The sequence below is a fragment of the Cupriavidus sp. 05N39 genome, assembly GCF_056397325.1.
The window spans coordinates 64,773-87,189 of record NZ_JBFTNE010000005.1 but is presented as its reverse complement, the minus strand read 5'-3'; the positions used below and the strand labels follow the sequence as shown (position 1 = coordinate 87,189).

General features: G+C 62.4%; 20 protein-coding genes. 5 read left to right on the top strand and 15 right to left on the bottom strand.

Features of this window, described 5'->3' with window-relative positions; genetic code table 11:
- Window positions 1-6 precede the first annotated feature (6 nt).
- The 13 genes from AC1DN0_RS04260 to AC1DN0_RS04200 form a co-directional block, all read right to left on the bottom strand.
- Window positions 7-822, bottom strand: a complete 816-nt coding sequence (locus tag AC1DN0_RS04260) for a GntR family transcriptional regulator (RefSeq protein WP_441630834.1) — start codon at window positions 820-822, stop codon at window positions 7-9.
- Window positions 819-2,609 (bottom strand): acyclic terpene utilization AtuA family protein, encoded by a 1,791-nt coding sequence (locus AC1DN0_RS04255; RefSeq protein WP_441630836.1) that lies wholly within the window; start codon window positions 2,607-2,609, stop codon window positions 819-821. The genes AC1DN0_RS04260 and AC1DN0_RS04255 overlap by 4 nt, the downstream gene beginning before the upstream one ends.
- Before the next feature lie 10 nt (window positions 2,610-2,619).
- Window positions 2,620-3,387, bottom strand: a complete 768-nt coding sequence (locus tag AC1DN0_RS04250; RefSeq protein ID WP_477143421.1) for an enoyl-CoA hydratase/isomerase family protein — start codon at window positions 3,385-3,387, stop codon at window positions 2,620-2,622.
- Complete coding sequence (locus AC1DN0_RS04245; RefSeq protein WP_441630887.1) at window positions 3,380-4,633, bottom strand: CaiB/BaiF CoA transferase family protein; 1,254 nt, start codon at window positions 4,631-4,633, stop codon at window positions 3,380-3,382. The genes AC1DN0_RS04250 and AC1DN0_RS04245 overlap by 8 nt, the downstream gene beginning before the upstream one ends.
- A gap of 177 nt (window positions 4,634-4,810) precedes the next feature.
- Window positions 4,811-5,905 (bottom strand): SMP-30/gluconolactonase/LRE family protein, encoded by a 1,095-nt coding sequence (locus AC1DN0_RS04240; protein ID WP_441630840.1) that lies wholly within the window; start codon window positions 5,903-5,905, stop codon window positions 4,811-4,813.
- A 143-nt stretch (window positions 5,906-6,048) separates the two neighbouring features.
- Window positions 6,049-6,597 (bottom strand): 2,4'-dihydroxyacetophenone dioxygenase family protein, encoded by a 549-nt coding sequence (locus AC1DN0_RS04235; RefSeq protein ID WP_045238266.1) that lies wholly within the window; start codon window positions 6,595-6,597, stop codon window positions 6,049-6,051.
- Between the two features lie 448 nt (window positions 6,598-7,045).
- Window positions 7,046-7,540 (bottom strand): YbhB/YbcL family Raf kinase inhibitor-like protein, encoded by a 495-nt coding sequence (locus tag AC1DN0_RS04230; protein WP_441630843.1) that lies wholly within the window; start codon window positions 7,538-7,540, stop codon window positions 7,046-7,048.
- Window positions 7,541-7,632: 92 nt separating this feature from the next.
- Complete coding sequence (locus tag AC1DN0_RS04225) at window positions 7,633-7,848, bottom strand: SDR family oxidoreductase (RefSeq protein WP_477145562.1); 216 nt, start codon at window positions 7,846-7,848, stop codon at window positions 7,633-7,635.
- Between the two features lie 187 nt (window positions 7,849-8,035).
- Window positions 8,036-8,860: a GntR family transcriptional regulator gene (locus AC1DN0_RS04220; protein WP_441630847.1), complete on the bottom strand. Its 825-nt coding sequence runs from the start codon at window positions 8,858-8,860 to the stop codon at window positions 8,036-8,038.
- Between the two features lie 294 nt (window positions 8,861-9,154).
- Window positions 9,155-9,763 carry a PqiC family protein gene (locus AC1DN0_RS04215; RefSeq protein ID WP_441630849.1) on the bottom strand — a complete coding sequence of 203 codons (609 nt, stop codon included), beginning with the start codon at window positions 9,761-9,763 and terminating at the stop codon, window positions 9,155-9,157.
- On the bottom strand, window positions 9,760-11,391 hold the full coding sequence (locus AC1DN0_RS04210) for a PqiB family protein (protein ID WP_441630851.1): 1,632 nt from the start codon (window positions 11,389-11,391) through the stop codon (window positions 9,760-9,762). The genes AC1DN0_RS04215 and AC1DN0_RS04210 overlap by 4 nt, the downstream gene beginning before the upstream one ends.
- Window positions 11,375-12,049, bottom strand: a complete 675-nt coding sequence (locus AC1DN0_RS04205) for a paraquat-inducible protein A (protein WP_477145561.1) — start codon at window positions 12,047-12,049, stop codon at window positions 11,375-11,377. Before AC1DN0_RS04205 ends, AC1DN0_RS04210 begins: the two co-directional genes overlap by 17 nt.
- Window positions 12,046-12,684, bottom strand: coding sequence for a paraquat-inducible protein A (locus AC1DN0_RS04200; RefSeq protein ID WP_441630889.1), 639 nt, complete (start codon window positions 12,682-12,684; stop codon window positions 12,046-12,048). The genes AC1DN0_RS04205 and AC1DN0_RS04200 overlap by 4 nt, the downstream gene beginning before the upstream one ends.
- 564 nt (window positions 12,685-13,248) lie before the next feature.
- Here AC1DN0_RS04200 and AC1DN0_RS04195 point away from each other — a divergent pair.
- Window positions 13,249-13,896, top strand: coding sequence for a TetR/AcrR family transcriptional regulator (locus AC1DN0_RS04195; protein WP_441630855.1), 648 nt, complete (start codon window positions 13,249-13,251; stop codon window positions 13,894-13,896).
- Window positions 13,897-13,902: 6 nt separating this feature from the next.
- Here AC1DN0_RS04195 and AC1DN0_RS04190 read toward each other — a convergent pair whose 3' ends face one another.
- A complete protein-coding gene (locus AC1DN0_RS04190; protein WP_441630857.1) occupies window positions 13,903-14,523 on the bottom strand; it encodes a TetR/AcrR family transcriptional regulator in 621 nt (206 codons plus the stop codon).
- A 467-nt stretch (window positions 14,524-14,990) separates the two neighbouring features.
- Here AC1DN0_RS04190 and AC1DN0_RS04185 point away from each other — a divergent pair, with 467 nt between their 5' ends.
- The 4 genes from AC1DN0_RS04185 to AC1DN0_RS04170 are packed head-to-tail and all read left to right on the top strand — an operon-like array spanning window position 14,991 to window position 21,294.
- Window positions 14,991-16,103, top strand: coding sequence for an efflux RND transporter periplasmic adaptor subunit (locus tag AC1DN0_RS04185; RefSeq protein ID WP_477145560.1), 1,113 nt, complete (start codon window positions 14,991-14,993; stop codon window positions 16,101-16,103).
- Complete coding sequence (locus AC1DN0_RS04180; protein ID WP_477145559.1) at window positions 16,100-19,165, top strand: efflux RND transporter permease subunit; 3,066 nt, start codon at window positions 16,100-16,102, stop codon at window positions 19,163-19,165. The genes AC1DN0_RS04185 and AC1DN0_RS04180 overlap by 4 nt, the downstream gene beginning before the upstream one ends.
- 17 nt (window positions 19,166-19,182) lie before the next feature.
- On the top strand, window positions 19,183-20,547 hold the full coding sequence (locus AC1DN0_RS04175) for a TolC family outer membrane protein (RefSeq protein ID WP_441630863.1): 1,365 nt from the start codon (window positions 19,183-19,185) through the stop codon (window positions 20,545-20,547).
- 12 nt (window positions 20,548-20,559) lie between these two features.
- Complete coding sequence (locus tag AC1DN0_RS04170; protein WP_477145558.1) at window positions 20,560-21,294, top strand: MgtC/SapB family protein; 735 nt, start codon at window positions 20,560-20,562, stop codon at window positions 21,292-21,294.
- 414 nt (window positions 21,295-21,708) lie between these two features.
- Here the strand turns inward: AC1DN0_RS04170 and AC1DN0_RS04165 are convergent, their stop codons facing one another.
- Window positions 21,709-22,401: an IS6 family transposase gene (locus AC1DN0_RS04165; RefSeq protein ID WP_441630867.1), complete on the bottom strand. Its 693-nt coding sequence runs from the start codon at window positions 22,399-22,401 to the stop codon at window positions 21,709-21,711.
- Window positions 22,402-22,417 lie beyond the last annotated feature (16 nt).

The window sequence follows — 22,417 nt, the reverse complement described above, 5'->3', positions numbered from 1 at the left end:
TTGCGCTCAGCGGCGGCTGTCAGGGATGGCCAGCGCCGGGTAGTGCTCGGTCAGCTTGGCTGGCATCTCCACATCCAGGATGAAACGGTCGCCGCGATACCAGAACTGCCCTGCCAGGAGCACATTGCCGTCGACGTCCAGCGTCGATCGGATGATCCTGGCGATTGGCGCCCCGAAGCCATAGGCGAGATCGCGTGCCAGGATATAGTCGGCCGGCTCAACCGTCATGGTCTGCTGCATCATGCCAAGGCGGTCACCTTCGACCTGGCGCAGCAGATGACCAAGCTTGTGGTGCTTTTCGGCACCGCGGGGAAAGCGGGCAAAGACCGACGAGGCTACATACATCTCGATCAGGCAGAATGGCGTCCCGCCATGTATATGCATTTTGCGCACCATTACATAGCTGTCCAGCGGCGTGCCACGCCGGACCAGGCCCGGCCGCAAGGCCACGCCCTCGCGCATTTCCAGGATGCGGATTTCCAACTCGCTGCCATGGGCCGATTCGTCATTGATGGCGGAGCGCAGCCCTTGTCCGGGTTCTGGTGGCTGCTTGATGACGTGCGTGCCACGACCGCGCTGGCTGCTGACCAGTCCCTCTTCCGTCAGCGCGGCAAAGGCCTGGCGCACGGTGACCTTGGCGATCCCGTGGGTTTGCGCTAGGCTGTCCACGGTTGGCAGCTGCATGCCCACCGGGTACTCCCCCGAAACGATCTTGTGTCGGATGACGCTGGCCAGCTGGCGATATCGCGTCACGCCGCCAGTGCCGTCGTCGGCGAGGATGATACTCTCGTTGGCAGCTGCGTTGGGCGCATTCCTCGTCATGACAACAGCCCCCGCGGCACGCTTACCGGCATGGTGAGCAGGATCTGCGCCATGCCCTTGCCGAGCGGATCATTCCGCAGCGAGGCCATGCCGCCGCCATCCAGCGCCGACTCGCAGACAAAGTTCATGGCGTCGAAGCCGGGCAGGTCGTAGCATGTCACCGGCCCCTTCACCAGGTACCCAAGCCAGTCCGCCACGCGCGCCACCGTCACTTCGGCCCGGAGCACGGGCAGGTACGCCGGCCGGCGGGCGATCAGCCCGATGTTCGAGGTATCCCCCTTGTCGCCGCTACGGCCATAGGCGAGCCGTATCAGCGGAACTTCGACGGTATCGTGTTCCGCAGGGCCGGCGCCCGTTTGTTCAGCGACTGCAGGTGCCGCGGGCGCGACCGATGCCGCCGGGCTGCCCGAAGGAACGGTGACGCCGCTGCGTGCGCCGTCCATCACCACCGCCGGGATCAGGGCGCTCTTGTCGAGCAGGAATGCATACTGGCGGATCGATGGCGAGGGACTGGAACGCCCACCCGTCGAGCCCGTGGTGCCCGGCGCCCAACTGGTCCCCGCCGCTGCAATTTCCCGCGCGAACAGTTCCAGCGCCGCCTTCTCGGGATGCATGACCGCCAGCCGCATCACCGCCTCGCGGGTGTGCCGGACGGCAGCATGTGGCCCAAAGCAGGACTCTGCTCCCAGCACCTCGATCCGGGTGCGACTGTAGTCCCCCCACCCGTTCTCCCCGAAAAGCTTGCGCGTGCGGGCAAGGATCGCCTCAGCCGTGCGTTCCGCCTTGGCGACCGCGTCGACGCCGACGATGGAAAGCTGCGCGTTGCAGCGAAAGCCGTCGACATAAGTGGCACAGACCTTGTAGGCATTGCTCGGGGCCCGCCCGCGTGCGCCGCTTACTTCCACCTGGTCCGGTGCGGCCTGCCGAAGGGTTACCTGCGTGAAATCGCAGGTGACGTCTGGCAGCAGGTAGGTGGCCGGGTCGCCGATCTCGTACAGCACCTGCTCGCCGACCGTGGCGGTATTGACCAGTCCCCCGGTGGCGGGGGGCTTGCCGACAACGAAGGTGCCGTCGGCATGGCACTCGACCACCGGGTAGCCGATGTCGTGCCAGTCCGGGACGCTTTCCCAGTCGGTATGCAAGCCGCCCGTTGCCTGGCACCCACACTCGATGATGTGGCCGGCCAGACTGCCTTGGGCCAGGCAATCATAGTCGTCCGCACGCCAGCCGAACTCGTGCATCAGCACCCCGAGTGTCACGGCACTGTCCACGCAGCGTCCGGTGATGACGATCTGGGCCCCCTGGTCCAGCGCCTGCCTGATCGGCAACGCGCCCAGATAGGCATTGGCGCTGACCACGTGCTCTGGCAAGGGGCGGCCTTGCTGCATGTCTTGCACACCGGCTTCGCGCAGCTGTGGGAGCAGGGGCATCACGTCATCGCCTTCCACCACGGCAATGCGCAGCGTCAGGCCCTGTTCCGCCGCCAGAGCGGCAATGGCCTGCGCACACCCGTGCGGGTTCATGCCGCCGGCGTTGCTGACCACGCGGATCCCGCGTGCGGCTATCTCTCCGATCAGGGCCTTCATTGTCACCGTCACGAAGTCGGTGGCGTAACCCAGTTCCGGCTTGCGCAATCGGGCAGCGGCCAGAATCGACATGGTCAGTTCGGCCAGATAGTCAAACACCAGGTAATCGATATCGCCGTGCCGCACAAGCTGTGGCGCGCCGACGCTGCTGTCGCCCCAGAAGCCCGAAGCACCGCCAATGCGTACCCTTTTCGTGTTCATGCTTATCTCCCTATCTGCCAGTCCACATCGGCTGGCGCTTCTCGCGGAATGCCAACTGGCCTTCGCGCGCGTCTTCGGTCAGTGCAAACAGCCCTATCTGGCTTTCCGTGAACGCCATGGATTGCTCGAACGACATGGTTTCCATATGCTTGAGCGTGTACAGCCCGCGACGGATGGCGGCGGGCGATTTGTTCAGCATGCGGGCCAGCAAACGGTCCATCTCCGCGTCGAGATCGTCGCTGACGTAGTTGACCAGTCCGGCGGCCAGCGCTTCCCTCGCCGAAATCGGCTCGCCGCACAGACAGAGTTCGGTGAGCCTGCGACGTGGCAGCAGATGCTGCAGCACGCTCAGGACCTGCGCCGGAAACAGGCCCACATTGACCTCCGGCAGGCCGAAGAAGGCGCCTTCGCTCGCGACCGCCAGGTCGCACATCGCCATCAGTCCCATGCCACCCGCCATGCAGGCCCCGTTGACCCGCGCGATCAGCGGCACTGTTGACTGCCTGGCGCAGCGGAACAGGTCGGCCATCCCTTGGTAGGGATCCGCGTATTCGAACGTGAACGATTTACCGGTCTGCAGATCGGCGCCGGCACAGAATGCCTGTTCGCCCGTTCCCGTAATGACCACAGCGCGGATGTCGGCATCGCGATCGGCGCGCAGGATGCCCTCGCGAAGTCCCTGCAGCACCCCCGGCGTGATGGCATTGCGGCGCTCCGGCCGGTTGATGGTCAGGTAGAGTGCTGCGTCCCGGACCTCGCACAGCAGTTCATCATTCATGGGGAGCTTCTCCTTCGGTTCGTTGCGCTTTTGACCCATCCCTGGAGATGCCTGACGCGAACAGCGTATCGATGGAGGCCTCGTCGTAGCCGGCCTCACGCAGTACCTCACGGCTGTGCTCACCCAGGCCGGGTGCATGGCGGCGGCTTGTCGGTGGGGTGCCATGCCATTCGCTGGGCACCGCCATCTCCCGGATACGCCCGACGGCTGGGTGGTCCGATTCGCTGAAGAAACCGATATCCCGCAAATGGGGATCGTCCAGCAGTGACTCGAACGTGTGCATCGGGAAGACCGGAACATCGGCCTCCTTTAGCAGGGTGCGCCATTCCTCGGTGGTGCGCTTGGCCATTTCGTCGCTGACCATCGCATACAATTCGGTGATGTTGGCGGTGCGGGTGTTCATGTTGGCGAAGCGCGGATCGGTGTCGTACAACTCCGGCTTGCCAATGACCTGGAGGAAGGCGCGCCAATGATGATCGTGATAGATCAGGCAGCAGACATGTCCGTCCCTCGTCTTGTATGGGCGCCGCTCGGGCGAGAGCAGGCGCGGATAGCCGAAGCCGCCCTTTGCCGGAACGAAGGTCTCGCCATACAGGTGGTCTCCCATCACATAGGGAACCATGGTCTCGAACATGGGGACATCAACGCGCTGGCCCTTGCCGGTGCTCCTCCGCGAATACAGGGCGGCACAGATCACGCCGAAAGCATAGAGCCCCACCGAGCGATCCGCGATGGTGATTGGCAGATATCGAGGACTGTCGCCGCTGCCCAGCGAAACGGCCTGCGGCAGGCCGGTTGCGGCCTGGATCAGATCATCGAAGGCAGCCTGGGGCGCGTAGCGTCCGCGCTGCGAAAAGCCGAACATGCCGACATAGACCAGGCGCGGATTGATGGCCGATAGCGTTTCATAGTCCAGCCCCAGCCGCTGCATGGCCTGTGGGCGCACGTTGTAGGCCAGCACGTCAGCATCCCGTACCAGGCAAAGCAGGGCCTCGCGCCCCTCGGGCGCCTTCAGGTCAAGTACGATGCTGCGCTTGTTGCGGTTCAGGCCCAGGAAGAGCGGCCCCAGCTTTTCATCGCCGCAAGGACCTATGCCGCGCGTACTATCTCCGGTCGGAGACTCGACCTTGATCACGTCGGCGCCCAGGTCGGCCAGCATCTGGGTAGCAGAGGGCCCCATGAATACTGACGTGATGTCAACCACTTTCACGCCGGCCAGCGGCCCCGTTGTCTCGTCTTTCTTCATATCCATCTCATCTCGGTGGGTCAATGTATGACGGCTGGCCCCGAGGCCGCCGTTCCCTGCCTGGCCGGTGTTGAACCGGCAGCCGAGCACATCGTTCTATAAGTCGACCTATCGAATAGGCGGAAGGTAGGTCAAGTGCCGCGCGCTGGCTGACGGGGGAGACATCTGGCCGATGGTCTACTGGGGCCCGCCGTCGAGTTCTGGTATCCGCTTCTTGATTTTCGAGATTGTGTGGATCTTCACCCTTTGCGCCCAGGGACCATCGATGGTGCGCAGATTCTTGCCCACGAGATGCGCCAGGCCAAGCTCGTCACTGAGCAGCGGAAGGGACGTCTCGATATCGAGCGAGAGGTTGGTGACAAGAACGTCGCCGCCATGGAAGACGAGGCTGTTCGACCAGAGAAAGCCTTTGGGTGCCCCCTCGCGATCGATACCGCCGAAGTCGCCGAGCTTGGCAATCACCCGGCCCTGCGTCGGCTCGAGCACGAGAATCTCGTTGGACTGGTTGCACGCGATCCAGAGGTTGTCGTGCTCATCGATCTTCACACCGTCGGGTCCGCCGCCGACCCGGTTGACGAAGACTTCAGGCGTGCCCGGCTCAAGCGTCGAGCCTGTCAGCGGTATCTTGACAACGATGTCGTTCGCCGTATTGGCGACGAACAAGGCTGTATTCTTGTTGTTGAACGCCAAGCCATTGGCGCCGATGGTCGGTGGGATCCGCGTGGGTTTCAGCAGCGCGCTGGTGACCCATGCCGATGCTTCGCCGCCGTCGGGTCCGACCTTCCAGATGATGCCCTGGTGGGCGTCGGTCACGTAGACGTTTCCGGCGGGGTCGAACGTCAATCCGTCGAGGCCGGGGTTCTTGCCGGTGACCGTCATGAATACGGACGAGGCCCCCGTTCTGGGATCGACGCTCAGGACCTTCGCGCCCTTGTAGTCGACGACGAGCAACTGGCCCGTGCGAGGATGGAAGCCGAGGTCAAGCAACAATCGGCTCGAGCCCTTGATGCTGACAGTGCGCAGGTGCTTGCCCTGCGGGTCGAACACAAGAAGCGCACCCTCGCTCGTCCTGGGTTTTTCCACCGCCACCGTGACGACGTAGACGTTGCCTTCGCGGTCCACGGCGATCCCCTCTGGATGCGCCTCCCCCGAGGGCAAAGTGGCGAATGTCTCAACCTTGCCGCGTTCCCAGGCTCTTGCGGCTAGCGGCGTCGCCAGCAACACGAGGAACATCAGCATCGGCAGTATCGGCATCCTCTGGGCTTTGATCATTCTCATGTTGCACTCTCTCAATCTCGCGGATTGATGGATCGTCACTGATTGATCTGATCGGTGTCGTACACGCTGGTCTATAAGGAGCAGAGGAACGGCACCGCGCAGGCCGACGAGCGGCCTGCCATGGTGTAAGTCGCTTTTTATTCCTTGACAACGTCGGCGCCGTTGCCGCGGACGTAGGGCACCGGTCCGATGCCGCGCGCCGCCGCGAGAGCGTGGATCGCGTACTGGATCGAAAGCGCGTCATTGAGCGAGTGGAACGTGCCGTCCTCGTTGAAGCTCACTTGCGCGCCTTCGATCCAGGCGATGGTGATCGTGTCCTCGGTGTTGTCCTCGGGGGTGTAGAAGGTGTGCACCGAGCCGCCGGGCTCGTACAGGTAGGAGCCCGCCGTCTGCGGCTGGTCGGGGTACTCGCGATACTTCCAGCAGCCCTGGATCGTCCACACCTGCGCCGTTCCGGTGTGGTAGTGAATCGGCAGGGAACAACCGGGTTCCACTATGGCCATGAAGACCCACTCTCCGCGCTCCGGGTCCAGGCGCAGCGGCTTGATGTGGATGCCCGGAAAGACATCCTTGATCAGCGGGATCTGCTCGATGTTGACGGTCAGGAGCTTGTCCTGCGGCAGGGCGGGCAGCGGCAGGAGGGCGCCGGTAGACGTGGTGGGCTGCGCGAGAATTCTTGCATTCATGAGTTGTCTCCGTTTGTTAGAGGAGGTGAAACAGTGGACGGAAAGTGTCCTTTGATGAGGCAGAAGAGGCACGCCGGACCGGCGGCAAACTCAGAGCGGCGCCGGCAACGCGCCGGAGGAATAGAAGCGTCCAGCGCAAAAGGTGAAGCCTGGCTAACCGCTGCCGGGCCTGCATGTCACTGTATACTCCTAAAGTTCTAATGTTGGAAGTTTAGGCGCTGAGGAAGGTTTTTTCTGCCCCTTGTTTACCCTAGGGACTGACTGAATAAGGGCCTTTAGCCTTGCTTGCAGCCCGCTAGCTGCCCGCCGTCGGGGTTCGATGATGGCGGGTACCGTTTTCAATGCGGACGCGGGGATGACGATCTCTGAGATGTAGCCGTCACCCCGATACCAGATAACGCCGGCGTACAGCATTTGCCTCTGCCGTCGACTACGCACGCCGCGACAGCTAGCGTTTGTAGAGGCCGGTCAGGGTGGCCGTGGCGAGCGTGTTCTGGTGGATGAAGAAGCGCACCACAGCGTTGGTCGGGTTGGCCGGCAACCCCAGCTTGGGCACGCCCAGGGCGTGCACGGTGAAGATGTAGCGGTGCGCGGGCAAGCTCTTGGGCGGGCAGGGGCCGCCGTAGCCGATGGCGCCGTAGTCGTTGGCGGCCTGGGTACCACTGGCGCCCAGGTCAGTGCCGTCGCTGGAGCGCGGGCCTGCGGCGAGCTGGGTGACGGACGAATTGATGTCGAACAGGATCCAGTGCCAGAAGCCACTGCCGGTGGGCGCGTCCGGGTCGTACAGCGTCAGCGCGAAACTCTTGGTGCCTTCCGGCGCGCCCCGCCATTGCAGCGCGGGCGAACGGTTCTGGCCGGTGCCGTCGTAGCCATCGAACTCATGCACCAGTTGCAATGGATCCTGATCCTTGAATTCAGGCGATGTTAATGTGAAGTTGCTCATGCCCTTTCCTTTCACTTGATTTCGATAATCAGAAAGCCGTATCGTTTGGAGGTGCCTGCGGCCGCCGGACGAAAGCAGGCGTCGCTTGCCAGCTACAGCGCCGCTTCGGCGACGTCGTCCACAGTGYCAATACGTCCGAGCGGAAAGCAGGCCTCGAAGGCCTGCAATATCTTGGGGATGTTCAGGGCGTCACCCGGCATCGACGTGCGAGTGATGCCCGGCGAGATCGAATTGGCGCGAATACCGAATTGGCCGAACTCGTTCACCACACAGCGCACAACGTGGTCGGTGCCAGCCGTGGGTGCCAACGGTTCCGCGTGTCATCCCATGGAGTCGTGAGCCCGCTTGCCTTCGGACCTCACGACGGCGTAGAACCAGCGCGCTGCTGGATCTACATGTCACTGCATATCCTAACATTCTAATGTTGGAAGTTTAGAGGCTGCGGAAAGTTTTCTCTGCCTCTTGTTTACCCTGGAGGCTGAACGAGGAGGGCCTTCAGCCTTGCTTGCGCTCGCTAGCTGCCCGCCGTTGGGGTTCGGTGATGGCGGGTACCGTTTTCAATGCGGAGGCGGGGATGTCGATCTCTGAGACGTAGCGGTCACCCCGATACCAAGTGACGCCTGCGTACAGCACGCTGCCTTTGCTATCAAGAAGACACCGCGACATCTTCGCGACGGGTGAGGCGAACGGGATCTTCAGCATGTCGCACAGTGGAAAATCCGCCGGCATCACGGTCATGCGTTGTCGCACACGTTTGCTCCGCGAGCCCAATTCATCGAGCACCGCAGCGAGTAGTTTTTTGTTCTTGGCGGTGTCCTGGGGCAAGGATTCGAAGACCGGGGTCAACACATAGATCTCCGCGTAGCAGAACGGCTCGCCGGAATAGGTATGCAGCTTGCGGACGCAGACGTATTCGCCGTTCGACTGTTCGCCCGGTCCGAGCAGTTCCTGCGGCACCCTGGTGTGGCGCCGGACTTCGAGTACGTCAAAGGCGAGCGCCTCAGGCGCGGCGAACGGATCGTTGATCGCCAGTTCGAGGTCGCCCGTGGCGGCGGGCAGGGCCGCCACGTGGGTCCCGATGCCTCGCTGGCTACGAATCAGCCCTTCTTTGGAAAGCAGCTCATACGACTGCCGAACGGTAACGACGGCCACGCCCAGGTCAGCCGCGAGCTGCGTGATCGGCGGCAGCAGCATGCCGAGCGGATACTCGCCTTTTGCGATCCGGTACCTCAGCACCGAAGCCAGCCGCTGATATTGCGCAACGCCCCGTTCAGCCGACAGCTCCGGCCGCTCAATCCCCGTCGTTCGATCGTCCGTCATTCTAATTGCCTAACATTCAGATCATAGGAGTATGCACTAGAAGAACGGGACCGGCCCTTAGCGAGCAGGCGTCCACGCCTGTTCGGCTGGAATCGGAAAGGGTCGAGATGTGGCGCGGTGGCCGTAGGATTGATTTGTCTGTTGAACTAGTTGAAACGCGAGCTAGAACGCCTGGCCACGCCCTTGGTCGGGCGATGCCCCTCGCAAATCTGGCTATGTCGCGCACACCTAGTCGGTGCGATATGCCGGGTTGGTCGCCGCGCCACATCGCTAAAGGTGATGCATGATGCATATTTAGCGATTAAGCGACTGCACGCCCACTGCTATATCGGCCGCGGTTGCCGCCAGGATCTCCCGATACGCATTCACCACGCCCTCCACCTGCCCGGGCGCGGGCACCTCTGTTTCGGTGCGGCCGCTCAGAAACTTGCCGTCCGGCAGTCGCCGCACGGTCCAGGCGATGGTCGCCGCTGCCCACTTGCCGACATTGGCGTCGAGGCTTACCACCTCGGTCGTTACCCGGAAGGCCGGCTGCGCCGCCGACAGGCCGTGCCGGTAGACATCCACCGCGTCAAGAGTCGATTGCAGTTGCTGCGACAGCGCATCGCGTAGCTCGTCGGGTAATGGGGACGTCCAGCGCGATGTGTCGAACAGCTTCACCCCCCCGCTGGTGCCGTCACGCACCACCAGCTGAATGCGGTTCAGCCGCTCGGGCACGCGCACCGGCGTGACCTCGATCCATAACGGGTCGCCGCTACGGCTGGCTCGCCCTGTCACGGCCGGCGCGGCGTTGGAGCGACTGGCTGCCAGCGTGTAGTAGCGCGCCTCGGGCGACGCGCAGCCGTTCATCATGTTCGTGGCCGCGGCGGCCAGTGTAAAGAGCATCGTCAGACGTTTCATCATTTCTCTTCCCTCTTGCCTTGCAGTAGCGCTTCGGGATGCCGCTCGAGATAATCGGTCAGCGTGCGCAGCGAGACCGCCGTTTGCGTGAGTTCCTGCATCATCCGACGCGTATCCTGTTGCAGCGATGCGTCGGGCGCCAGCGCGCCATTGGCCGTGGCGAGCGTGCGGCGCACATCCTTCAGCGCGGCGAGCACTTCTGGTGCCACATCGCCATTGACCTGTGCCACGAGCTTGTCAGCGTTGACGAGCATTTTGTTCATAGACACCATCGCCGTGCGCGCGTCCTGCCCGATCTGGTCGAACGGCACCTTGCCGATCTTGGTCACAATGTCGCCAAGCTTGGCTTGCAGCTCGTCGAAGGTGCCCGGCGTGGTGGGGAACTCAGGCAGCGACCCGTTCAGGTCCAGATCAGCCGGCAGAGGTGCCTTCGGAAAGAAATCGAGTGCCACATAGAGCTGGCCGGTCAGCAGGTTGCCGGTGCGCAACTGCGCACGCATGCCGCGCTGTATCAGGCTATGCACGATGGCGAGCTTGCGCGCGTCGTCAGCCACGTCTTTCTCGTGCAGCCCCATGCGAGACGGATAGAGTTCCACCACCACGGGCATGCGGAAGGCCTTCTTGTCACGCTGGTATTCGATACCGATCGAGCGCACTTGCCCGACGGTCACACCGCGGAAATCGACTGGCGCACCTGGAGACAGGCCGCGCACGGACTGATCGAAGTTGAGCACTGCCAGTGCGGGCGCGAGTTCCTCCGGCTCCTTCATGGCTTCCGATTGGTCCGCCGCAAGCAGGAACTCTGTGTTCTCGGCGGCCGTGGCGTGCGCAGTCGAGTGCTCCGGCGCCTGGAAAGCCAGGCCGCCAAGCATCACGGTGACCAGCGACTGCGTGGACAACTTCAGCCCGTTCGCGTCAAGCTTGAGGTCGACGCCGCTGGCATGCCAGAAGCGCGTATCGGCGGAGACGAGCTTGTCATAGGGCTTGTTGACGAAGACCCGCAGCGTGATGTCGTGGCCGTTCGGCTCGAGTTGATACGCTACGACATGGCCGACCTGCACGCGACGATAGTAGACCGGTGAGCCGATGTCGAGCGAGCCCAGGTCCTGCGCACGCAGCACGAACTGCCTACCAGAGGCGTCGGCAGTGACAGTCGGCGGGACTTCGAGCCCGGTGAAGCTGCGCGTCGTCTCGCCTGACTTGCCGGCATCCACGCCGATATATGCGCCCGATAGCAGCGTCTCGAGCCCCGACACACCGCTGGTTGCAAAGCGTGGCCGTACCACCCAGAAGCGTGTGTCGGCCACGGCGAAGGTCTCCGCATCCTTGGTCAACGCGATCGTCGCGATCACATGCGAACGGTCCGCTGCCAGCCGTGCCGTCTTGACCAATCCGATATTGACGTCCTTGTAGCGGACGGGAGTCTTGCCCGGCGTCAGGCCTTCGGCGGTGCGAAACGTGATGGTGATCTCGGGCCCGCGCGATGCTAGCGTGTTGATCAACAAGGAAAGCCCGACTACCGCCGCAACGATGGGGATCAGCCAGACGAGCGAGGGTAGCCAACGCGCGCGAGGGGCGCGCCCGGGCTGCGGTACACCCTGATGTGGGGGATGATTAGTGTGTTCGGGCATGGTCGGAGTGCGGAAATTCGATGAGAGGAGGCGACGTCTCAAGCGCATCCCACAGCAGACGGGGATCAAAGCTCAGTGACGCGAGCATGGTCAGTACGACAACCGAGGCAAAGGCCAGGGCCCCGCCCCCGGGCGTAATTGTGGCCAGTGCCCCGACCTGCACCAGCGCGGCCAGGAGTGCCACGACGAAGATGTCGAGCATGGACCACCGGCCGACGACMTCGACCAGCGCGTAGAGCCGGGTCTGTTCTCGGATGCGCCAGGTCGATCTGCGGCGCACCGATATCAGCAGCAATGTCAGGATCATCATCTTGAGCAGCGGGACGACAACGCTGGCGATCAGCACCACGAGGGCCAGCATGTGCGAGCCGGACAGCCACAGATAGATCACGCCGGACATGATGGTGTCGCGCTGCGTGCCGAAAATCGATTGCGTCACCATCACCGGAAGCAGATTGGCCGGGATATACAGGAGGTAGGCGGCCAGCAGGAAGGCCCAGGCGCGCGCCACGCTTGCCGGCTTGCGATGATGCAGTACGGCGCCGCAGCGCGGACACGGTTCGGCCTCGAGCGTCATCGGACTGAGCCCGTCGCAGGCGTGGCACGACAGCAGTCCGAGCGAAGTGGCGGTAGCGTCTGGCGATTGAGGCGTGGTCATGACGCGGCACCCGGTGAGCGGGGTGGCACGTCATCTGCATCATGGACAACGAGGTAATGCCACAGTTCGCGCGGATCGAAGGACAAGATGGCGGCAAGTACGACCACAAGGGCACCGAACGACCAGAGGGCGACGCCAGGCAGCACCTGCGCAATGGTGGACAGCTTCACCACCGTGACCAGCACGCCGATCATGAACACTTCGATCATGCCCCACGGCCGCGTCTGGCGAATGCTGCGCACGATGAGGTCGAACCCGGGTGGCATGCGGTGCTGCGCCATTGGCACGAGCAGGTAGCACATCATGAGTAACTCGGCCAGCGGAAGCAGGATCGTCGTGGCGAACACGAGCATCGCCACCGGCGACATGTCGTCCGCGTAGAGTGCCTGTACGGAACCCCATAGCGTGGTCTCCATGCGCGAGCCCTTGAGGTCCATAGCGACGATCGGGTACGCGTTCGAGATCAGAAACAGGATCAGAGCAGTCACCACGAGCGGCAGCAGGCGGCGATAGGTAAGCGAACTGTCGCGATAGAGCCCACCGCCGCAGCGCAGGCAGGTGGCACGTTCGCCCGGTTGCAGTGTCACGCGCATATGGAGTGCGTCGCAATGCTCGCACGCAACCAGCCGGTGCATGGCCTGTGGTGGATCTGGCGGCGGGATGTGGTTCTGATGCACGACGTGTCCTGGGATGGTTATCGGCCTCGTTACATGAGGCAAGCAGTGCTTCGAGCGCACCGGAATCTTTCGAGATTCCCGCATTCTGCTACAAAATGACTTGAATGTCATCATGACAATAAGTATCTTATAAGGATTGCAACGAGCACGTCTGCTGCAAAACGCCTCCTTGTCCCACCGTTTCCAGCTGCATGCAGGCTCCTTCTTTCCTCAGAACGATGTCCATGAAAGTTGTGTGCGAAGTCGAAATGCGCGATGGCCTGCCGCATGACATCCTTGCCGCGGCCGAACGGCTGGTTGCCGCGGCGCAGACGCTGCGCACTCGGTGCGAGCCGAGGACGGCACTGAGCTTGTTCGTATCAAGGAGGGCGGGACGTGGCCTACGCCATGGTGTCGGCGTTGTAGCGGTGTATTGATATAATCATCCAATCACATAAGGTCCTCAAATTGAAGATGCCTGCCGCCCCTGATCTTAAAGACCATCGCCCTCGCGTTGCAGCCGAACGGCGTGCACGGATGCGCATGCGTCTCATTGAAAGCGCGATGATCGTCTTTGCGCAAAGAGGTATCGGAGTCAGCGTGATTCCGGAAGTCATCGCGGCAGCTGGCGTCTCACAAGGTTCCTTCTACAACTACTTCCGTACTAACGACGATCTGCTGGCGGCTGTCAGCGAAGCGCTCAGTCACGACATGGTGCAAATGATCGAGAGCGTGGTCGGCGATATCGAAGACCCGGCGTTGCGTGTTGCAACGGGTATTCGCTTGTATCTGCACCTTGCGCGATCCTATCCTGTGGTGGCGCAGTTTCTTTCCGGCACAGGCCTGACCTTGGTCGGCAAGAAGAGTGCCGTGTACGAGTACCTGCCCTCGGATATCAAGGAAGGCCTGAAGACGGGCACGTTTGACGAGGCTTCGGCCGATGTTGCATTGGACATGGTGGCAGGCGCAGGGGTGATCGCCGTTCACCGTATGGCCCAGGGAAAAACGACCAAGGATTATCCCGAGCGGATAGTCCGGGCGGTGTTGCGGTCGCTCGGCGTGTCTGCATCGAGTGCCACAAAGTTGACCTCTGCGCCTTTGCCAATGCTGGTCGCTCCGCCGGAATCACTGCTCGAAAAGGCACAGGAAAAGCTCGCCGAAATGGCCGAGCCCTCCAACTTTCGAGCGTAGCCAACGCTACGGCACTTCGCCGCTCGCTTCGGCGAGCAAGCCATCGAATAGCACTTCGCTCGCATCCAGCGGCGACTTGGATATCGCATCAGCCGCCGCTTCCTCCACGCCTAAGCCGCGCAATGCCACGGCGGCGGCAAGCTCCGAAAAATCTTCGCGACATTCGGTTTCAAGCATGCGGTGCATTGCGCTCATTGCCGCGCCGGCAACGATATTGAACCCCAGGGCGGTCGGCATGCGCTTGAATCGATTGCGTCGAACACCTTCCTCTATGTCCCTGCGGACGAACTCCAGCATATTGGGTGCCTGGTAGCCAGCCCAGCCAAGCCGGCCAAGGATTCCAGCCACACCCGGCTGGCGTATCGCAAGTATCGACGCCAGCCGTATTCCCCTGGCGATGTGTTCGGCCGGGTCGTCATGGCCGCGCACAATGGGGTCCGCGGCCCGCACCCATTGTTCAGCAATATTCCCAACAAGCTCCCGCACGATCGCGTCAGCCGACGGAAAGTACTTGTAGAACGTTCCACGTGACACCCGTGCTGCCGAAATGATGTCGTCGATGGAAGGCGTCGTGGCGCCGTTCTCTACCATCAAGCGCATCGCACTGTTCAGCAACAGCGAGCGCATACGCTGTCGCCGCTTTGCCGCAACTCGCTGACGGTGGTCGCGAGTCTCCCACGGTTCTGTTTCAGCTGCCAATCTCTTCTGTATCGGGGTCATTGATCTGTTTTTTCCTCATGGTCAATGAGTCGACATGGCCGCGCGCACAGCACTTCCTGCGCCTTCGGTCTATGCCCATCACATCACTCCGCGTCCAGTGCTTGTCTCTGCGCGTCCACATCTTGCGGTCGCACGCACCTTATTCGTCTCATGTGGAATCCGGTACGTCATAGTCGTCCCGTTCCACACATAAAATAAATTGTACGTCATCATGACGTACAAGTCATTATGATGTATATTTCGGGCTATCGGAAAGGGCGAAAGCCCTAACAGGCCTGCCGTTGCTGATGCCAGCACGAGTCCGTGGAGCGGCTCGGTGGCGTGGACCGCTGATGACTCGCAGGCGAGCGAAGGACCTTATTGGAGGGCAGAAATTGAACAGGAACCATCGAGCGGCAGCTCTTACCATCATCGCGGCGCACCTGCTGGCCGCCTGTACACCGGGTCCAGCATCCGAACACACGGACGTCAGGCCGGTGCGGACAGTGATCGCCGGGCGTGCCGCCGGCTCGGTCAGCGCGACCTACTCAGGCGAGATTCGTGCGCGTTACGAAAGTCAGTTGGGATTCCGCACAGCCGGCAAGATCGTCGCGCGGATGGTGGAAGTTGGCAGTCATGTCAAGCGCGGTCAGCCGTTGTTCCAGCTCGATCCCACGCAGGAAACATTGCAGGTGGCCGCGGCGGGAGCGGAGGCAGATGCGGCGCGGAGCCGGGTAGCCCAGGCGCGGGTGGACGTTAAGCGTACCGAGCAACTGCTCGCGCAGAACTTTGCCTCGCAAGCCGAGTTGGACCAGCAGCGGCTGGCGCTCAACCAGGCGGAAGCACAACTGCGTTCGGCACTGGCGCGGCAGCAGTTGAATGCCAACATGCGCGGATTCACCACGCTCGTGGCCGACCGCGATGGCGTGGTCAGCGCGATCAACGCGGAAGCCGGCCAAGTGGTCTCAGCCGGGCAGACGATCGCAACCGTCGCGGCTGACGGTGAACGCGAGGTCTCCATCAGTATTCCGGAGTCGCGAGTCGACGAACTGCGTAAGGCGCCGACGCTGACGATTACGGTGTGGGCGCATCCGGACAAGTCCTGGACGGGCAAACTCCGGGAGCTTGCTCCGGACGCGGACAGTATCACGCGGACGTACTCGGCGCGAATCTCCATTCAGGAGGCGGATCCGGAGCTGCTGCGTCTAGGCATGACAGCGTCTGTCATCGCACCCGACGTGGACGGCAGTGGCGTTGTCCGCGTGCCGTTGACCGCCATTGTCGATCATGAACGCAGCCGTCAGGTGTGGGTGGTTGACCCGAAGACGTCTCGGGTTATCGCGCGTGAGGTCAAGCTGGGCGCCGCGCAGAACGACAGTGTCATCGTGGTTGGGGGCCTGGTGGGCGGAGAAACCGTGGTGAGTGCCGGCGTGCATATGTTGCAGCCTGGCCAGCAGGTAAAGGTGGCCGAKGCGGTAGCTGTCGCCAAGGCGGGGGGTGTGAAGTGAAAGGCATCAACCTGTCCGAATGGGCACTGAAGCACCAGCAGATGATCGCGTTCCTGCTGTTGCTGTTGTCCGTGGCCGGCGTGCTGGCATATGGCAGCCTGGGCCAGAAGGAAGACCCGGAGTTCACGATCAAGACCATGGTCGTCCAGGCGTACTGGCCGGGAAGTTCCGCGCAGCAGATGGCCGATCAGGTCACCGACAAGATCGAGCGCAAGCTCCAAGAGGTGGCGGAGATCGACTATACGTCCACTTATGTGAAGCCGGGCGAAACGCAGGTCAAGGTGAACTTGCGCGAGGACGTACCACCAGGTGCAGTGCCGGACGTGTGGTACCAGGTTCGGAAGAAGATGGGCGACATCCGGCACACCCTGCCACAGGGCACACAGGGCCCTTTCTTCAATGACGAGTTCGGGGACACCTTCGGTAACCTCTATGCCATCACTGGTGACGGATTCGACTATGACGATCTGAGACGGATTGCGGATGCCGCGCGTAACGAGTTTCTTCGTGTCGGCGACGTCAACAAGGTCGACTTGGTGGGCAAGCAGGAACAGAAGATCTATGTGGAAGTCTCCACCGCCAAGCTCGCTTCGCTGGGGATCGACCCGGCACTAATTGCGTCGACGCTCCAACAAACCAATGCCGTGACATCGGGCGGGACAGTGCAAACCACCGCGGAACAAGTGCGGCTCGCTGTTAGTGGCGAGTTTGACTCGGTCGAAGGGATTCGCGCCATCGGCATCCGTGCCGGCCAGCGTACCTTCCGCCTTGGCGATATCGCCGACGTCCGTCGTGGCTTTGTGGAGCCTGCCACCTCGAGGATGCGCTTCAACGGCAACGAGGCGATTGGACTTGCGGTGAGCATGCGCAAGGGCGGCGACGTGATCCGGCTTGGAACAAAGCTGGACGAAACGGTAAAACGCATCGAGTCCCACTTGCCGGTGGGTGTGCAGATCCACGCCGTAAGCGACCAGCCACATATCGTTGAGCACTCCGTGTTCGAGTTCAAGAAGAGTCTGGCCGAGGCGGTGATCATTGTGCTCGTTGTGAGCTTCCTCTCACTCGGCTTGCGCACGGGACTGGTCGTCGCGCTCAGCATCCCGCTCGTGCTGGCCATGACATTCCTGGCGATGTACGTGATGGGCATCGACTTGCAGCGCATCTCGCTGGGTGCGCTGATCATTGCGCTCGGACTGTTGGTCGACGACGCCATTATTGCCGTGGAAATGATGTCGTTGAAGCTCGAGCAGGGCTKGGACAAGTTCCGCGCCGCCACATACGCCTACACGGCCACGGCCTTCCCGATGCTCACCGGCACGTTGATCACGGCGGCGGGCTTCCTTCCGGTCGGCTTTGCGAAGTCGGGCACTGGCGAATATGTGTACTCCCTGTTCCAGGTGGTGGGCATTTCACTGTTGTTGTCGTGGATCGTGGCCGTCCTCTTCACGCCATATATCGGTTTCAAGCTGTTGAAGGAGCATGCGCACGCGTCGCATGACGAGGATGCGGTCTACCAGCGCGGATTCTATGTCAAGTTCCGCCACTTCATCGACTTCTGCCTTAAGCAGCGCGTGTGGGTACTCGGCATCACGCTCGCGGCATTCGTAGGCGCACTGGTGCTGTTCAAGGCGATACCCCAGCAATTCTTTCCGGCGTCTGACCGGGCCGAACTCATTGTGGACCTGTGGATGCCGAAGGCCTCGACCTTTGAGGCGAGTCAGCGCGAGGTCCAGAAGCTGGAAGGGCTGCTCAAGGGCGATCCGGACATTGCGGCGGTGACCAGCTTCGTTGGAAACGGTACGCCACGATTCTACCTGCCGCTCGATGTGCAGACGCCCAATCTGAACTTGGGCGAGATGCTGGTGATGACGAAGGGCGGTGAGGCACGGGAGCGGGCGAAGGAGAAGCTCGAGAAGCTGTTCGACGAAAGATTCCCGAATGTGCGGGGCCGCGTCAATCGACTGGAGAACGGTCCGCCTGTCGGATACCCGGTGCAGTTCCGCGTGTACGGGCAGGACAACGTCAAGGTTCGTGCGATCGGTCAGCAGGTGGCGGACATCATGCGCGAAGAGCCGCACGTGCGCCAGGTCAACCAGGACTGGGGCGAACGTATCAAGCGCGTGCAGGTCGACGTGGACCAGGATAAGGCGCGTGCACTGGGCATCAGTTCAGGCCAGATCAAGGAAGCCCTCGAGGCCTCGTTGTCGGGCACGCCAATCACGCAGTACCGTGAGGAGGACCAGGGAGTCGACGTGGTCTCGCGCCTCGTCGCGGTGGAGCGCACGGACCTGAACAACCTGAAGGACGCCAAGATCTATGTGCGCGACGGCAAATTTGTGCCCGTCTCGCAGGTGGCCCGGCTCACGCTTGACAGTGAGGACAGCGAACTCTGGAGGCGCAATCGCGTGCCAACGCTGACCGTTCGTGCCGACATCGCGGGGGCGCAGGCACCTGACGTCACGCGTGCGCTACAGCCGAAGATCGAGGCATTGGAAAAGGCGCTTCCGCTCGGCTATGGCATCGAGATCGGAGGCGCTTACGAATCGAGTGGGAAGGCCCAGCGTTCTGTTTTCGCGGTGATGCCCGTGACGATTATCGCGGTGCTCTTGCTGCTGATGATTCAACTTCAGGACATGAAGAAGATGGCGATGGTCCTGCTGACCGCGCCGCTCGGGCTGATCGGTGTCAGCGCGATCATGGCCGCGTTCCAGATTCCATTCGGTTTTGTCGCCATGTTGGGCGTTATTGCCCTCGCTGGAATGATCATCCGCAACTCGGTGATCCTGGTCGTACAGATCGATCAGGACGTGGGCGCGGGCGTCGCACTGTGGACGGCCATCGTCGAGGCGGCGGTGCGACGGCTGCGTCCGATCGTGCTGACTGCTTTGGCGGCAATTCTGGCGATGGTGCCGCTTACACACTCCGTGTTCTGGGGCCCAATGGCGTGGGCAATCATGGGAGGGCTCGCCGTTGCCACGGTGCTGACGCTGGTCTTCCTTCCCGCTTTGTATGCGACCTGGTACCGGGCCAAGCGCCCCGCGACCGTCCGATCGCAAATATGACGATGAGAGTTATTTCGATGAAAGGTTTGAGCATGGCCCTGCGGGCCGGGCAAGTGGCTTTGGGCTGCATGCTTTTCCTGAACGCTGGGGAGTCGGGCGCTATCGATCTCGTGGGGTCCTACCAGCAGGCATTGGCGCATGATCCGACAAGCCTAGCTGCAAATGATGCACTCACGGCAGGGCGGGAGATGGCTGTGCAGGGCGACGCCTTGCTGCGTCCCCGCGTAAGCCTGCAAGCGGCACTGGACCGGATCAACAATCGTTCTTCCGGCAACCCGCCGGCCGAGGCCGCACCGTTGGTATCCGCCGATAGTTCAGGCACTGCGCGGCAGGCCGGTGTGATGCTCATTCAGCCACTGTACGACAGGACCGCAGTAGCCACGAGGAAGCAGTTGCGCGAGCAATCGAACCTGGCGCAAACGCAGTTCGACCAGTCTCGCCAGAATCTGGCCTTGCGGGTGGCGGAGGCATACTTCGGCGTGGTATTGGGTGAGGAAACGCTCCGTGTGGTACAGGCCGAGAAGGCGGCCTTGCGACAGCAACGGGACCGCGCGAAGGCGCGCTTCGACATCGGCCAGGGCAAAATCACCGATCTTCATGAAGCCCAGGCCCGCCTGGATGGGGTGGAGAGTCGCGAAGTCACGGCGCAGTCTGCGCTAGAGCAACGACGCGCGCGATTCCTGGAAACGGTCGGCATGCCGCCCGATCAGCTCAGCGGGCTGGCGCCAAATTTCGCGCCGCGACCGCCGGAACCGGACAATCTCATGGCGTGGCAGGCAAGGGGTGAAGATCAGAGCTACGTCGTGAAGACCAAGCAGTCGGAGCTCGACATTGCCGGCGCGGAGATCGACAAGTACCGCGTCAGCAGTCGCCCGACCGTCGCGCTCGTGGCACGTTATGGCGCCCAAGGCCAAACCGGCAATCTGGCTCCCTGGGTTGCGGCCAGCAACACCCGCACCGCGACGATCGGCTTGCAGCTCAACATTCCGCTGTACGCGGGCGGCGGACTGGATTCGCGCGAGCGGGAATCCGTTGCGAGGAAGAGCCAGGCGGAGCAGGAGGTTGCCGCCGCCCGGCGAGACGTGCGCTTGAATGTGCAGGATGGATTCCTCTCGGTGAAAACGGGCGTGTCGCGCGTCGCCGCGCTCGAGCAGTCGTTGACTTCGGCGCGTAGCGCGCTCGCGGCGACGACGCTTGGCCGGGACGTTGGCACCCGTACGGAACCCGACGTACTGGACGCGCAGCAGCGCGTGTTCGCCGCTGAGCTTGACCTGGTTCAGGCACGCTTGGACTACCTCCTTGGCCGTCTGCGGCTTGCCGCCGCGGCGGGGGAACTGAGCGAGGAAACCTTGCGCTCGTTGAATGCCTGGCTCGCAGCCTGATCGAGAAATCCTATGCTAGGAGATCTGCAGCACTATTGGAGCGGCGCCTTTCTCGCCGCCAACGCGTTCATCGGGCTGAACATGGTGGGCGCGTTGCTGCTGGGAATGCTGGTTGGCTACGAGCGCTCGTACAATGGCCGCGCCGCCGGCATGCGCACTTACGGCCTCGTGTGCATGGCGTCCACAGCGCTGACGGTATTCGTCGGTCACACGTCGCTCTGGTACGGCGGTGCCACAGCGCACATCCAGGCAGATCCGACCCATACCATCCAGGGCGTGGTCACCGGCGTCGGCTTCCTTGGCGCCGGGGTCATCATGAAGGACGGCATGAGCATCCGCGGCCTCACGACCGCGGCATCCATCTGGGCTGCCTCGGCCATAGGCGTGTTGCTCGGCGTTGGCTTCTATGCCGCCGCGTTGCTGCTCGCCGTGCTATGCGTGGGCTCGATGTCCCTGTTGCACCGGCTGGAGGCCAGGCTTCCGGGGCGCATGACGCTTGATGTGTCGCTGACTTTCCAACCCGGCGAAGCCCCTGACTTCGATCTGCTGATCGACAGGGCAAAGTCTCGCGGCTATCGCGTGCTTCACGACAGCCTTACCATCACGTTTGCCGACAACCAGGCCGTGTGGCGAGTCRGCCTGGTCGCACCGGACAAGGCGCGCGCGCTATCGCCGGCGGGACTGGCGGCCGAGATGGCTGCAACCCAGGGTGTCTCCCGGTTCAGCATCGTACCGGTGCGCAATTGATTCGGGTAAGCGAACACATCTATTCAAGACAACCAAGATGTTTAGCAGCAGCGCGCGGATAGACGAGTTGACTCAGGTGCAGTGGATACACAGAAATATTGCCGACCCCGTGCGAACCTCAACTGGAATCCTGATTTGTCGCAGAGCGCCCCACTCCCTACTCCAAGCCGCCGCCAAGCCCTGCTCTGGGGCGCCGTCGCATTCGGCCTCGGCAGCCTGCTTTGGATCTTGCGTCCCGTCCTCACACCGTTCCTGTTCGGTGCGCTCATCGCATACATGTTGCAGCCGGGCTTCGAGTGGCTGGTGCGCCATCGCACGCCGCGCGGCCTCGCGGCGCTCATGGTGATGCTCGTCTTCGGGTTCTGTCGCAGTAAGGACGTGGTGGAACAGCCGGGCCTACCACGTGAATCGGGGTCAGGCGGCCAGCGAATAGAACTGCTCTGCTGCGGACGTAGCGCTCCCATCCGGGCACTTCATCTGGCCCTTTGCGATCATGTGCATGAGCTCGATGGCGCCCAGCAGGATGCGTGCGCAGCGAAAGTCCTTGAAGCCGAGCATCGGTCGAGTCAGTCGCTTGATGGCCCGATGGTCCTGCTCGACGATGTTGTTCAGGTATTTGCTCCGCCTGATGACGGTGGGCGCTTCACGTTCGGCGTTGATGTCGTGCAAGGCGGCCAGGTTGGCCGGGCTGCCGTCGATGGTCACCGTGTCAGGCTGGCCGTGCTGCGCGATGGCGGTTTCGAAAAACCCCCGTGCTGCGGCCTTGTCACGCTGGGCGCACAGCAGGAAGTCGATGGTATTGCCCGCCTTGTCGACCGCCCGGTACAGATACTTCCACTGGCCGCGTACCAGGATGTAGGTCTCGTCCATGCGCCAGCTTTTCCCCACCGGACGCTTGGAGTGGCGAAAGATTTTGCTTAGCGCCGGTAGCAACTTCAGCGCCCAGCGATGCACGGTCGAATGGTCAACCGAGATGCCACGTTCGGCCATCATATCCTCGAGATGACGCAGGCTCCGCGGATAGGCGACATACCAGCGCACGCAGGGCAGCATCACCTCCAGCGGATAGTGCAAGCGCTTCAATACCTTCGCAATCTCCGTGTTCATCACCACTGGCCACATT

Excerpts from the sequence above, each read along its gene's own strand:
- AC1DN0_RS04220 (WP_441630847.1), bottom strand. The coding sequence starts at position 8,860 with ATGACGGACGATCGAACGACGGGGATTGAGCGGCCGGAGCTGTCGGCT.
- AC1DN0_RS04255 (WP_441630836.1), bottom strand. The coding sequence starts at position 2,609 with ATGAACACGAAAAGGGTACGCATTGGCGGTGCTTCGGGCTTCTGGGGC.
- AC1DN0_RS04240 (WP_441630840.1), bottom strand. The coding sequence starts at position 5,905 with ATGATCAAAGCCCAGAGGATGCCGATACTGCCGATGCTGATGTTCCTC.
- AC1DN0_RS04230 (WP_441630843.1), bottom strand. The coding sequence starts at position 7,540 with ATGAGCAACTTCACATTAACATCGCCTGAATTCAAGGATCAGGATCCA.
- AC1DN0_RS04195 (WP_441630855.1), top strand. The coding sequence starts at position 13,249 with ATGCGTCTCATTGAAAGCGCGATGATCGTCTTTGCGCAAAGAGGTATC.
- AC1DN0_RS04215 (WP_441630849.1), bottom strand. The coding sequence starts at position 9,763 with ATGATGAAACGTCTGACGATGCTCTTTACACTGGCCGCCGCGGCCACG.
- AC1DN0_RS04250 (WP_477143421.1), bottom strand. The coding sequence starts at position 3,387 with ATGAATGATGAACTGCTGTGCGAGGTCCGGGACGCAGCACTCTACCTG.
- AC1DN0_RS04165 (WP_441630867.1), bottom strand. The coding sequence starts at position 22,401 with ATGAACACGGAGATTGCGAAGGTATTGAAGCGCTTGCACTATCCGCTG.
- AC1DN0_RS04175 (WP_441630863.1), top strand. The coding sequence starts at position 19,183 with ATGAAAGGTTTGAGCATGGCCCTGCGGGCCGGGCAAGTGGCTTTGGGC.
- AC1DN0_RS04260 (WP_441630834.1), bottom strand. The coding sequence starts at position 822 with ATGACGAGGAATGCGCCCAACGCAGCTGCCAACGAGAGTATCATCCTC.
- AC1DN0_RS04190 (WP_441630857.1), bottom strand. The coding sequence starts at position 14,523 with ATGCGCTCGCTGTTGCTGAACAGTGCGATGCGCTTGATGGTAGAGAAC.
- AC1DN0_RS04200 (WP_441630889.1), bottom strand. The coding sequence starts at position 12,684 with ATGCACCGGCTGGTTGCGTGCGAGCATTGCGACGCACTCCATATGCGC.
- AC1DN0_RS04245 (WP_441630887.1), bottom strand. The coding sequence starts at position 4,633 with ATGAAGAAAGACGAGACAACGGGGCCGCTGGCCGGCGTGAAAGTGGTT.
- AC1DN0_RS04210 (WP_441630851.1), bottom strand. The coding sequence starts at position 11,391 with ATGCCCGAACACACTAATCATCCCCCACATCAGGGTGTACCGCAGCCC.
- AC1DN0_RS04235 (WP_045238266.1), bottom strand. The coding sequence starts at position 6,597 with ATGAATGCAAGAATTCTCGCGCAGCCCACCACGTCTACCGGCGCCCTC.